This window comes from Austwickia sp. TVS 96-490-7B (assembly GCF_019331795.1).
GTDB lineage: Bacteria > Actinomycetota > Actinomycetes > Actinomycetales > Dermatophilaceae > Austwickia.
Genome location: NZ_JAHPZL010000003.1, coordinates 619,049 through 631,132, shown reverse-complemented (window position 1 = coordinate 631,132; position 12,084 = coordinate 619,049). Strand labels below are relative to the sequence as shown.

Below are 12,084 nucleotides of genomic sequence, written 5' to 3'. Positions count from 1 at the left end.
ACAGACAGATGCCGGGTGCCCCGCCCCGTAGGCGGTGCACCCGGCATCTGGTGGATTCCGCCCGGTCGCTATCACCGGGTCAGTCGGTCACGGTCGGCCGTTTTCCGATCCTGGACGGCCGGGGCGACCCGGTCGGGAACTGGCGCCGCCGGTGCTGGCGGACGGTTTGGCTGAGCTGGAGGGCGATGCGCCGGGGCGGGGCTGGGCAGTGCCGGTGGAGGTCGTCGCGGTGGGTTTCGGCGCCGGAGTGAGGGTCAAGGTGACCGTGTTGCCTGCCCGCAGTTCCGCACCAGGGCCGGGGGAGCTGGAGACGACCAGGCCCGGGCCGATGCCCTCTTGTGGGACCCGCTGGTCAGCGATCTGCACCTGCAAGTCCATCGCCTGCAGGGTGTTCTTCGCGTCTTCTTCGGTGGAGCCCTTCAGGTCAGGGACGACGATCTTGCCGTCGGTGCGGTCGGTGTCGACTTTGAACTGCTCGACGGGTAGGCCCTGGCTGGCGGCATCCATCACTTTCGCCCACAACGGACCGGCGATGGTGGCGCCGTAGACCACGCCGTAATACTGGCCGCCGATCTGCACACCTTCCATCGCGGTCTGTGCGGCCGGACGGCCCACCCAGACGGCGGCGGCGCGCTGCGGGGTGTAGCCGGCGTACCAGGTGTGCTTGCTTTCGTCTGCCGTACCGGACTTCGACCCGGCCGGGCGGCCGTCAGCCAGATTGACGTGCGACCACGGGCCGACGGTCTTCAGGATCTGGGTGGCATTGAAGGCGACCTGCGGGGTGACCTCGGTCTTGCGGCACTTGCTGCCGACAAAGGGGATCTTCTTGCCGTCGTACTGGGTGATCGACTCGACCGGGTAGGGGGCGCAGTATTTGCCGCCTGCAGCGAGAGTGGCGTATGACGCAGCCAGAGTCAGCGGGGAGGCATTGTCCGAGCCAAGGATCAGGCTGGGGTACTTGCCGTAGGGCTGACCATCAGCGGTATGCAGACCCATGTCTTTCATGGTGGCTTTCTCGCTGCAGACGCCGATCTTGGTGGCCAGTTCCACGAAGGCAGTGTTGATGGAGGTCATCGTGGCCTGTTGCAGGGTCATCGACCCGCCCTTGGCCTGCTCGGCGTTGCCTGGTGCGTAGGTGCCGACGTTTCCCATGCCGCATTCACCGGCACCCAACTGGGAATAGCTGAATGGGGTTTTCGGGGCAGGGGCGTTCAACGGGCTGTCCCCACGCCAGCCCTTCTTCAACGCCGCGACCACGCCGTACATCTTGGCGGTCGATCCGATCTGGAAACCTCCGGAGCGGCCGTATTCGCTGTCCACTGACCAGATCAGGTCGTTGCTCTGCGCGGAGCTCTGCGCGATCGACAGGACCTTCCCGGTGCCCGGCTCAACTACCGCAGCGGCGGCACCCACCGACTTCCAGTCGCTCTCGGGGACTTTGGCGACCAGCGCGGCCCGAGACTGCTTGAGCACGTTGACGTCGAAGGTGGTGCGCACCGTCAACCCGCCGCGCAGCAGGTTGGCTTCCCGCTCAGCTTCGTTCTTGCCGAGCGCGGGGACATTTTTGACCAGCCATTTCTGCACGTAGAGGCACACCCACTTATCAGCGGCGGACTCGCAGGACTTCTTCAACGGCTGCACGTTCAGGCCCAGCGGAGCAGCCTTGGCTTTGGCGGCGTCTTCGCGGGAGATGACGTTCAACGCGGCCATCCGATCAAGCACCGAGTTACGCCGGTCCATCGCGGCCTTGGGGCGTTCCATCGGGTTGTACGCGGTGGGCAGCTGCGCCATCCCGGCGATCATCGCGGACTGTTGCAGGTTCAGATCTTTGGCGTCGACCCCGAAGTAGCGTTGCGCGGCGGCCTGGATGCCATAGGCGTTGGCGCCGTAAAAGACGAGGTTGAGGTAGCCCTCAAGGACCTTGTCCTTGGGCATCTTCTTCTCAAGCTCGATCGCGTATTTGGCTTCCTGCAGTTTGCGGACCACGCCAGCGACGCCTCGCTGCTGCTGAGCGGCGTCTGCGGCGTCCTTGTTGCCGTTGCGCAGCGCGTTGGCGATCAAGGACTGCCGCACATATTGCTGGGTGATCGTCGACGCACCCTGGGTGTCACCGCGCATCGTCGCGACGAACGCCCGCATGATGCCGCGGGTGTCGATGCCACCGTGCTCATAGAAGCGGTCGTCCTCAATGGCGACCTGTGCCTTGCGCATGATCGGCGAGACTTGATCGAGCGAGACGATGGTGCGGTTCTCGGTAAACAGCGTGGCCAGCAGGGTGCCGTCGTTGGCTTCGATGCGAGTTTGCTGGGCCATCGCCGGGGCGGTCAGCGTCGCGGGGAGTGCGTCGAAGGTGTTGATCGCCAATTTGGTCGAGGCGCCCATCCCACCCACGGCTGGGATCGCCAGACCGGCGGCGAGCAGGCCGAGGACCATCGACGCTGCGACGAAAGCAGCTAATAAACTGAAGACATTGGTGAACGCACCCGCACGACGCTGCATGCCCCTCAGGGTACTAGGACGTACGTCTTGAACTTCAGTGCCGTCCGTTGATCGGTGTCAGCAGTTGAGACGCTCCCGGTAACTTACTGTCATTCTACCGTAAACGACTGGTGGGTAACGGGGTTCCTGGGGCTGGCGCGGGTGCCACCGGTCGAGAGGTCGGGCGCGGTCGAGGCGGCGGAGCCGGTGCACTCCCGCCGGGATTCACCGGAGCGACCGGCGGGACGTACGGCGCTGGAGCTGGTTGTTGCCAGGATGCCACCGTCAACGTGACTGCTGATCCAGCTTTGACCTCGGTGCCTGCGCTGGGGGAGGTGCTGATGACCTGTCCGCCGTAGATCCCGTCCTGAGTGCTGGGTTGGTACGTCGACTCCACCACCAGTCCTAGCTCCCGCAGCATCGAGCGGGCCTCTTGCTCGGTGGCGCGTTGCAGGTCGGGCATGATGATCTTGCCGTCCGAACGAGACGGCATGATCTTGAAACTTTCCAGTGGCATCCCTGCACTGGCGGCATTCATGATCTTGCGCCAGGACGGCCCGGACAGGGTCGCGCCGTACGGATTGCCGAAATAGTTCTGACCGATGCGGATGCCTTCCATCGGTTGGGTCCCACGAAGCGTCCGCCCAGTCCAGACCGCGGTGGACAGCTGCGGGGTGTAACCGACCATCCAGGTGTGCGAACTGCCATCGGAAGTCCCAGTTTTTGCTGCGGAGTCTCGGCCACTGTCGAGGGCGTTGGCGCCGACGACGCCGCGCAAAATCTGCGTGGTGCGGTAAGCCACGCTGGGGGAGACCCCGGTGTCCCGGCATTTCTGCCCGGGCACGTCCAGCTTGCTGCCGTCGTACCGGGTGATGGAATCCACCGGGTAGGGCTCGCAATACTGACCGCCAGCCGCCAACGATGCGAACGATGCCGCCATGGTCAGCGGGGATGCGTTGTTAGCACCCAAGACGATGCTGGACGGGCTGGTGCCATACTGCTGCCCGTCGGCCTGGCGCAGGCCCATGTCTTTCATCGTGTCGCGTTCTGGACAGATCCCGATCTTCGTGGCCAGATCGGCGAACGCGGTGTTGACCGAGTAGACCGTCGCCGAGCGGAGTGACATCGCCCCGGGGATGGTCCCTTCCACGTTGCCGACCGGCCACGGCATGCTGCTCATTCCGCAGTCCCCGGCGTGCAACTGGTTCGCCGAGAAATAGGTGCCGCTGGGGGGCGCGTAGAGCGTCGTCTCAGCGCTCATCCCTTTCTTGAGTGCGGTGACGACGGCGTACATCTTGGCGGTCGATCCGATCTGGAATCCTCCGGAACTGCCGTAGGCCTGGTCGATGGACCAAATCAGGTCGTTGTCCTGTTGGGAGGATTGACCGATGGAGAGGATTTTCCCGGTGCCGGGCTGGACCACTGCGGCTGCGGTGCCGACGTCGTCCTGCTGGCTGGGTGGCACCCAGTCGGTGAGGATCTGCCTGGTCGAGCCCAGCAGTTTGGCGTCAAAAGTGGTGCGCACCGTCAGCCCGCCGCGCAGCAGGGTGATTTCCCGTTCGGCTTCGTCTTTGCCGAGTGCGGGGACATTTTTGACCAGCCATTTCTGCACGTAGAGGCACACCCACTTATCGACGGCCGATTCACAGGACTTCTTCAACGGCTGCACGTCCAGACCCAGCGGAGCAGCCTTGGCCTTGGCGGCCTCGGCGCGGGTGATGAGTGTGAGTTCGGCCATCCGGTCGATCACGGTGTTACGACGTTTGGTGGCGGCCGATTGACTGTTGTCGATGGGGTTGAATCTGCTGGGCAGCTGCGCCATCCCGGCGATCATCGCAGACTGTTGCAGGTTCAGATCTTTGGCGTCGACCCCGAAGTAGCGTTGCGCGGCGGCTTGCACGCCGTACGCATTGGCCCCGTAGAAGACCAGATTCAGGTAGCCCTCCAGGATCTGGTCTTTAGACATTTTTTTCTCAAGCTCGATCGCGTATTTGGCTTCTTGCAGTTTGCGGACGATCCCGGCCACACCTCGCTGGCTCTGTGCGGCCTCGGCAGCAGCGTTGTTGCCGTTGCGCAGCGCGTTGGCGATCAAGGACTGGCGCACATACTGCTGGGTGATCGTCGATGCACCTTGGATGCCGCCGCGCATGATGACCACGAACGCCCGCATGATGCCGCGGGTGTCGATGCCACCGTGCTCGTAGAAGCGGTCGTCTTCAATCGCGATCTGCGCTTTGCGCATGATCGGCGAGACCTGATCGAGGGGGACGACCGTGCGGTTCTCGGTGAACAGCGTGGCGAGGAGGGTGCCGTCGTTGGATTCGATGCGGGTCTGCTGTGCCATCACCGGGGTCGTCAAGGTGGCAGGGAGTGAATCGAAGGTCGCCGCAGCGACTTTGGCGCCCAGGCCAGCGCCGCCGACGATCGGGATCGCCAGACCTGCTGCAAGGAGACCAAAGACCATCGAGGTCGCAACGAAAGCAGCCATCAGTCGGAAGACATTGGTGAACGCGCCCTCGGGTCGATTCATGTCTCCAGACTACGAAATGTGCGCCGGTTTTATTGGATGCGTTGAGTCTCGGTCTGACGTTCGGTCGATGTGTCGAAACAGCTGTCCGATTGGTCAGTCAGGAGTATTGTTTTTCTGGACGGCTGTTCAATATTCCGTCGCTGTTCGTGACCATCGTCACGACCGGCGGTGCTGGGATGTCCCGAGTCGTCGACTGGTAGCGCGACCCGATGGGCAGGTCGCTCAGGTCGACGCTCGCCACTTCTGGCACGGTCGGACGTCCAGTGACCTCGAAAAATGCCGTCAGGATAGGGAATTCCGTTCGTACGAGAGGAGCCTGCCGGTGGCCGGTCGTTCCGGGGCGTACGACGGTCCTGGACAGTGTGACTAGTTACATATGACCAGATGAGGCGGCCCGGCTGGGGGGTGGGCAGACCGGAGCTGTGGCTTCTACTGTCCCAACTGTCGTCATGTCAGCAGCCCGTGAGTGGGCTCCGGCAAGGGTGGGCAACACATATGAGCAACGTCGCTCTGATGAAACCGGTTTCTTCGATCGCATGGACCATCGACTGGGCGCCACTGGCGGCCTGCCGTAAGTCCGCGCCGGATGATCTCTTCGTCCAAGGTGCTGCCCAGCAGCAGGCGAAGCAGATCTGCCAGAGATGCCCGGTCATTGCGGAATGCCTCGCTGACGCACTCGACAACCGCACTGAATTCGGTGTCTGGGGTGGGATGACCGAGCGGGAACGCCGCGCTATGTTGCGTCGGCACCCCAACATCCGTTCCTTCCGGGCGCTCTTCGAAGCTGATCGTTGCGAGCACGCCCAAGCCACAGCCTGACCTTGGGTCTTCCCCCTGACGTGGGGTCTTCACTCTGAGGTTCCGGACGGTCGTGCTGCACCAGCGAGGTGACGTCCGATGAGGCGCAATCCTGCGAGGTCGTGCACATCGGTGTCTCCGGCGGGCACGTGAACGACCGGGACCTCAGGGTGGGCGTCGCACCACCGTCGGGCGGTGCACTGTTGCCGGGTCGCTGCCGCTTCAGCGACCGCATGCACCCGTAGCAACGCCACCGCCAGTGCCACCTCGTCGCCGCCGTCTGTGGCGAGCCGGTCGGCGGCGCGGTCGGCGACCTCCGCCGCCAGCGGTGACGAGGTCGTCGTCACCCGGTTGATGATCGCTCCCGCCAAGGGCATGTCGTCGGCTGCCAATCGGTCGACGAAAAAACCAGCCTCCCGCAGCGCGTCCCGCTCCGGCGTACTCACCACGAGGAAAGCGGTCCGCGCATCTTGCAGCAAGGCATAGGTGAGGGTGGCCCGCTCCCGAAAGCCCCCAAAAATCGTGTCCAGTGCCGCAACCAACGTTTGTACGTCGGCTAACATCTGAGCACCTAACAGCCTGGTCAGCGCGCCACCAGCGACAGCCATGCTGGCCTGGACAACTTTGACATAAGCTCGTCCACCGACTTTTGCTGGCGCCGTCAACAACCGGATGAAACGGCCGTCTAAGAAACTGCCTAACCGTTCTGGGGCGTCCAAAAAATCCAGGGCTGACCGACTCGGTGGCGTGTCTACCACGATCAAGTCCCACCGGGGTGCACCTGTCGGTCCCCGGCATTCATGAAGCTGCCCGAGTTTCTCCATCGCCATATATTCCTGCGTCCCAGCGAACGAACTCGACAACGCCTCATAAAACGGATTCGCCAGGATTTGCGCAGCTTTATGCGGACTGGCATGAGCGTGCACCACGTCATCGAAGGTGCGTTTCATGTCGAGCATCATGGCGTCGAGCGACCCCCCGGCATCGGCTCGCACCCCGGCCACCGCGCGCGGGGTGTTGTCCAACTCGTGCAAGCCCAACGCCTGCGCCAACCGTCGGGCCGGATCGATCGTGAGCACCACCACTCGGCGGCCACGTTCTGCTGCCCGCAGCCCCAATGCCGCCGCCGTCGTGGTTTTGCCCACCCCACCGGCCCCACAACACACCACGATTCGGGTGTGGCGGTCATCCAGAAGCTGGTCCACATCCAACGCCACAGGAGTGCGCGACGACCGATGACTCATCCGCCCTGACCGGTATGACCCGCGCGGGGTGATCGCGCCACGATCCTGGGCATCACCCACCATCGCGTCCACCTCGCTCACCAGATCGCCTGATCGGTCAGTTCTTGTGCCAACACCCGGACCCCGGACGCATCCACGCCGTCCCGCAACGGGGGCAACACGTGCACTGGCTGGCCCAAACCTTCCACCACTGCAAACTGCGCATCCTCCAGCCGCATCCGTGCCGCATGGCCGGCCCCCTCAGTGACCAAAGCATCCACCGCCGCGTCGTCCCACGGACCACCGACACCGCGCAACGCCGCCACCAGGTCCGCCCGGGCCGGACCTGCCACCGACAAGGCCGCTACGTCCTCTTCAGAAAGCAACGGGTCACGGGCCTGATTCACGATGATCGCCCCCACCGGCACCGATGACGCACGCAGCTCCTCAATCACATCGGCGGCTTCCTGCACCGGCATTTCTTCTAACAGAGTCACCACGTGCACCGCACACGACGGTGAGGTCAGTAACGCCGTAATGTCATTGGCCTGTCCATGCACCGGACCCACCCGTGCCAGGTCAGCGACCTCCTGATTGACCCCGAGGAAACGTCCGACCCGTCCTGTCGGGGGCGCATCCAACACCACTGCGTCATATCGCCAGCGTGGCGCACTGACAGATCGGGAACGCCCCTCCTGCCGACGTACCGCGTCGTACACCTTCCCGACCAGCAGGACGTCACGCACCCCTGGAGCGATCGTGGTGGCGAAATCGATAGCACCCACCTTTTCCAAGATCCGCCCCGCGCGTCCCAGGTGATAGAAGATCTCCAGATATTCCAGCAGGGCGGCTTTCGCCTCGACCGACACTCCCCACACCTCACCCCCGGAGGACACCCGCAACACCAGTTCCTCTGTGGTTGACAGCGGTGGCACGTCCAAGACCTGACACAAGCCCTGCCGTCCTTCGACCTCCGCCACCAGAACTCGGCGGCCGGTGCTCGCCAACGCCAACGCGAGCGCCGCCGCAACACTGGTCTTACCCGTCCCTCCCTTACCGGTCACCACATGCAGACGCACCTGTGTCCAGTCCTCACGCTGCCCGCCCCCGCCGGTCCCCACGGAAGAGTCCGCCATGCCAGCGAGTCTAGGAGGGTGAGCGCCTCTGCGTCAGACGAGCTGGCAGATCCGCGCCCAGCACTGCCGTACGTCGACCACACCGCCGCTCCTGCGGCTAGGGTTGCCGCCATGACGAGGTGGGAATACGCGACGACACCAGTACTGATGCACAACACCCAGGCCATCCTCAACACCTGGGGTGCCGACGGCTGGGAACTGGTGCAAGTGGTCACCATGCCCGAGGGTGGAAACCTCGTGGCGTACTTCAAACGTCCGCAGGAGGACTGAACGATGAGCCAGGTCGAGGAACGACTCCACGCACTCGGACACACCGTCCCGGAGGTGGTCCCTCCGGTGGCGTCCTACGTCCCCGCAGTGCGTGACGGACGGCATGTTTACGTCTCAGGGCAGCTGCCGCTGTCTGCCGGCACGCTCGCCGCGACCGGCACGGTCGGCACCGGCGAAGGGTGTGTCGTCCCGGAACAGGCCGCTGCGCTGGCCGAATTGTGCGCCCTCAACGCGATCGCTGCGTGCAAGAGCGTCATCGGTGACCTCGACCAGGTCGAGCGAGTCGTCAAACTCGTCGGCTTCGTCGCCAGCGAGAGTGGTTTCACCGGTCAGCCGGGCGTCATCAATGGCGCATCTGACCTGATGAAAGCCGCTTTTGGGGATGCTGGCGCCCACGCACGTAGCGCGGTGGGCGTGGCGGCTCTGCCGTTGGGGGCGCCGGTCGAGGTCGAAGCGATCTTCGCCATCCGAGAAAGCTGAGCACCCCGATGACCGCCGGGGAAGGCCTCCGATACCCCGTACCTCCCACCACGGCGACCCAGATCCGTGCGTGGTGGGACGCCGGGGCTGGTGACGCTGCCCCTGTCAGCGACGCCGCGTCAGTGGTGCTGCTGCGTGACCGTCCCGATGGCGTGGAGGTGTTCGTGCTGCGACGTGCTGCGACGATGACCTTCGCGCCGTCGGCGTACGTCTTCCCCGGTGGTCGACTGGACCCTCATGACACGACAGACCTGCCCTGGGTTGGCCCCAGCCCCGCGGAGTGGTCCCGGCGTCTCGACACTCCCGACGCCCTCACCGCCCAGGCGCTGGTGGTGGCCGCGGCGCGAGAACTCTTCGAGGAGTGCGGCATCCTCCTTGCCGGACCAGACGCCCAGACTGTTGCGGCGCCCGACCCCGAAGGCACCTGGTTGGACGCTCGCCGCCGCCTCGAACGCCACGAGGAGACCTTTGCTGCGCTGCTCCACAGCCACCGGCTGGTCCTACGCACCGACCTGTTGCGGGCCGTGGCGCAGTGGATCACCCCGGCATTCGAGCCGCGTCGCTATGACACCCGGTTTTTTGCTGCGGTCGTCCCCACCGGGCAAGCCCCTGACGGTGACTGCTCTGAGGCGGAGGATTCCCGGTGGATCCGCCCCGCAGATCTTCTAGCGCAGGCAGATAGTGGGGACGCCATGCTGCTCCCGCCGACCCGACACCTGCTGCGCCAGCTTGTCCCCGTCACTGACGCCGCCCAGTGGATCGCCGCCCATGATGGAGACCGCCCGCTCCGGGCTGTCACCCCCACCCCGATCCTCGTCGGCGACGACATCATGGTGGTCATCGACACCGACGAGACCTCCGCGCCTGCCGCGTCATCAACGAGCACCGCTGACCGGACGACATCCGTCAACGAACGCATCACCTGCGTGTGTGCTCCCAACCCGGGGCCGTTGACCCTAGACGGCACCAACAGCTGGGTGCTCGGCGCGCCAGACGCTGAGGAAGTCGTGGTGATCGACCCGGGCCCTGCCGACGAAGACCACCTCCGACGTCTCCTTGCCGTCGCTGGGTCCCGCCACGTCTCGCAGATCCTGCTCACCCATCGGCATCCCGATCACGCCGAAGGGGCCCTGCGATTCGCTGAACTCGCGCACGCTCCGGTCCGGGCCCTGGGGGTCGGGCGCGGTGACCTCGCCGACGGTGACGTCGTGGAGAGCGCCGGGATCACCCTGCATGTCCTCGCCACCCCTGGACACACCGGAGACAGTGCATCCTTCCTGCTCACCCAGGATGAGGCCTTGCTCACCGGGGACACCATTCTCGGGCGGGGGAGTGCGCTGGTGGCCTGGCCCGAAGGGACCCTCGGCGAATATCTCGCCACGCTCAACCGACTCATCGACATGGCACAGGACGGCTCGATCCGCCTGATCCTGCCCGGACATGGCGCCCCCATCGTCGACGCGGCGGCAACTCTCCACGCCTACCGCGAACACCGGCTGTCCCGTCTCGACCAGGTACGTCGCGCCCTGGCTTCTGGAGCGCGGACCGTGCAAGACGTCGTAGAGATCGTGTATGCCGATGTTGACCATGCCTTGTGGCCAGCAGCCTCCCAGTCAGTGCGAGCCCAGATGGACTACCTCGGCACCTGATCTCACCGGGAACGCCGCGACAGCCGTTCTACATCCAGCAACAACACCGCGCGCGCTTCCAACTTCAGCCAACCCCGGGACGCAAAATCCGCCAACGCCTTATTGACGGTCTCCCGGGACGCCCCGACCAACTGAGCCAGCTCTTCCTGAGTGAGGTCGTGCGCGACCATCACGCCTTCCCCGCACTCCACCCCAAACCTGCTCGACAAATCCAACAAGGCTTTGGCCACCCGGCCGGGCACGTCAGTGAAGACCAAGTCAGCGACTGAATCATTCGTACGTCGCAGCCGACGCGCCAATGACGCCAGCATCGACAACGCCACTGCCGGACGATCCTTGAGGAACTCATGCAACTGCTCGTTGCTCATCCCGATCAACTCGGTATCAGCCACCGCTGTCGCGGTCGCCGTCCGCGGACCAGGATCGAAGAGACTCAACTCCCCGAACATCTCCCCAGGACCGAGGATCGCCATCAGGTTTTCCCGACCGTCGGTGCTGCACCGACCAAGTTTGACCTTGCCGGAGATGATCACGTAAAGACGATCGCCCCGCTGACCCTCACGGAACAGCACCTCACCGCGTTGTAACAGGGAACACGTCAACGTGGATCGGAGCGCATCGACGTCGGCATCGTCGAGCGCAGCGAAAAGGGGAGCGTGCCTGACCACCTCGTTGTCCACGCCCCTACTGTGCCATAGATGTGCGCCAGATCACGTGGGGGGCAGGAGGATATCGCCCCTTCCGCCTAGGCTGGGGCCGTGGTGACCCCTACCCTGCCCTCGCCTCCCACTGACCGGTCAGGAGAGACGCCCCTGGCCCGGACACGTCGCGCACGAAAGATGTACCGGGCGCTCGCCGAGCGTTACCCGGATGCTCACTGCGAGCTAGATTTTGCCAATCCGTTCCAGTTGCTCGTCGCCACGGTGCTCTCCGCGCAAACCACTGATGTGCAGGTCAACAAAGTCACCCCGGCGCTCTTCGCGGCGTATCCCGATCCGGCCGCGCTGGCGGCCGCGGATCGCACCGCACTGGAGACCATCATCCAGTCGACCGGATTTTTCCGTGCCAAGGCTGAGTCGCTGCTCTCGCTCTCCGCAGCGTTGGTCGATCGGTACGACGGGACGGTGCCGGCACGCCTCACCGAGCTGATCACCCTGGCCGGGGTAGGGCGCAAAACAGCAAATGTCGTCCTCGGGAATGCGTTTGGCATCCCGGGACTCACAGTCGACACGCATTTTGGCAGGTTAACCAGGAGATTCGGGTGGACAACTGCGCAGGATCCAGTCGCGGTCGAATCAGATATCGCCGCCCTGTTTCCCCGCAAGGACTGGACGATGCTGTCGCACACGGTGATCTTTCACGGACGGCGGACATGCCATTCTCGCCGGCCAGCCTGCGGGGCATGTTCGGTCACCGAATGGTGTCCTTCCTATGGGCTCGGTCCGACCGATCCGGGGGTCGCGGCCCGTCTGGTCAAAGACGCACCGGCGACCCCCGCCCCGGAGAGTTCGTGAGGCATC

10 protein-coding genes are annotated in these 12,084 nt (G+C 64.6%); 5 read left to right on the top strand and 5 right to left on the bottom strand.

The genetic code is table 11. From position 1 onward, the window contains the following. Positions 1-87: 87 nt before the first annotated feature. A complete protein-coding gene (locus KEM60_RS05390; RefSeq protein ID WP_219106446.1) occupies positions 88-2,499 on the bottom strand; it encodes a transglycosylase domain-containing protein in 2,412 nt (803 codons plus the stop codon). A gap of 94 nt (positions 2,500-2,593) precedes the next feature. Further along, entirely contained in the window at positions 2,594-5,008 is a 2,415-nt protein-coding gene (locus KEM60_RS05385; RefSeq protein WP_219106445.1) for a penicillin-binding protein, read from the bottom strand. A 495-nt stretch (positions 5,009-5,503) separates the two neighbouring features. Here KEM60_RS05385 and KEM60_RS05380 point away from each other — a divergent pair, with 495 nt between their 5' ends. Beyond that, a complete protein-coding gene (locus KEM60_RS05380) occupies positions 5,504-5,827 on the top strand; it encodes a WhiB family transcriptional regulator (RefSeq protein WP_370626289.1) in 324 nt (107 codons plus the stop codon). A gap of 29 nt (positions 5,828-5,856) precedes the next feature. On the opposite strand, the gene KEM60_RS05375 is transcribed toward KEM60_RS05380, so the two are convergent. Together KEM60_RS05375 and KEM60_RS05370 are read right to left on the bottom strand one after the other, a co-directional pair. After that, positions 5,857-7,050, bottom strand: coding sequence for an ArsA family ATPase (locus KEM60_RS05375; protein ID WP_219106601.1), 1,194 nt, complete (start codon positions 7,048-7,050; stop codon positions 5,857-5,859). A gap of 77 nt (positions 7,051-7,127) precedes the next feature. Next, a complete protein-coding gene (locus KEM60_RS05370; RefSeq protein ID WP_219106444.1) occupies positions 7,128-8,165 on the bottom strand; it encodes an ArsA-related P-loop ATPase in 1,038 nt (345 codons plus the stop codon). A gap of 18 nt (positions 8,166-8,183) precedes the next feature. On the opposite strand from KEM60_RS05370, the gene KEM60_RS16465 reads away from it, so the two are divergent. The 3 genes from KEM60_RS16465 to KEM60_RS05355 are packed head-to-tail and all read left to right on the top strand — an operon-like array spanning position 8,184 to position 10,564. After that, positions 8,184-8,435, top strand: coding sequence for a DUF4177 domain-containing protein (locus tag KEM60_RS16465; RefSeq protein WP_255574285.1), 252 nt, complete (start codon positions 8,184-8,186; stop codon positions 8,433-8,435). A 3-nt stretch (positions 8,436-8,438) separates the two neighbouring features. Then, positions 8,439-8,915: a RidA family protein gene (locus KEM60_RS05360; protein ID WP_219106443.1), complete on the top strand. Its 477-nt coding sequence runs from the start codon at positions 8,439-8,441 to the stop codon at positions 8,913-8,915. A gap of 8 nt (positions 8,916-8,923) precedes the next feature. Then, on the top strand, positions 8,924-10,564 hold the full coding sequence (locus KEM60_RS05355) for an MBL fold metallo-hydrolase (protein ID WP_219106442.1): 1,641 nt from the start codon (positions 8,924-8,926) through the stop codon (positions 10,562-10,564). Positions 10,565-10,566: 2 nt separating this feature from the next. Here the strand turns inward: KEM60_RS05355 and KEM60_RS05350 are convergent, their stop codons facing one another. Continuing rightward, positions 10,567-11,244: a Crp/Fnr family transcriptional regulator gene (locus KEM60_RS05350; RefSeq protein ID WP_219106441.1), complete on the bottom strand. Its 678-nt coding sequence runs from the start codon at positions 11,242-11,244 to the stop codon at positions 10,567-10,569. A 159-nt stretch (positions 11,245-11,403) separates the two neighbouring features. Between KEM60_RS05350 and nth the strand changes: the two genes are divergently transcribed. After that, on the top strand, positions 11,404-12,078 hold the full coding sequence (nth, locus tag KEM60_RS05345; protein WP_219106599.1) for an endonuclease III: 675 nt from the start codon (positions 11,404-11,406) through the stop codon (positions 12,076-12,078). Positions 12,079-12,084: the final 6 nt, after the last annotated feature.

What these genes read in the sequence shown, in the direction of transcription:
- nth (WP_219106599.1), top strand. Translation starts at nt 11,404, where the DNA reads ATGTACCGGGCGCTCGCCGAGCGTTACCCGGATGCTCACTGCGAGCTA.
- KEM60_RS05375 (WP_219106601.1), bottom strand. Translation starts at nt 7,050, where the DNA reads ATGAGTCATCGGTCGTCGCGCACTCCTGTGGCGTTGGATGTGGACCAG.
- KEM60_RS05390 (WP_219106446.1), bottom strand. Translation starts at nt 2,499, where the DNA reads ATGCAGCGTCGTGCGGGTGCGTTCACCAATGTCTTCAGTTTATTAGCT.
- KEM60_RS05355 (WP_219106442.1), top strand. Translation starts at nt 8,924, where the DNA reads ATGACCGCCGGGGAAGGCCTCCGATACCCCGTACCTCCCACCACGGCG.
- KEM60_RS05360 (WP_219106443.1), top strand. Translation starts at nt 8,439, where the DNA reads ATGAGCCAGGTCGAGGAACGACTCCACGCACTCGGACACACCGTCCCG.
- KEM60_RS05380 (WP_370626289.1), top strand. Translation starts at nt 5,504, where the DNA reads ATGAGCAACGTCGCTCTGATGAAACCGGTTTCTTCGATCGCATGGACC.
- KEM60_RS05385 (WP_219106445.1), bottom strand. Translation starts at nt 5,008, where the DNA reads ATGAATCGACCCGAGGGCGCGTTCACCAATGTCTTCCGACTGATGGCT.
- KEM60_RS05370 (WP_219106444.1), bottom strand. Translation starts at nt 8,165, where the DNA reads ATGGCGGACTCTTCCGTGGGGACCGGCGGGGGCGGGCAGCGTGAGGAC.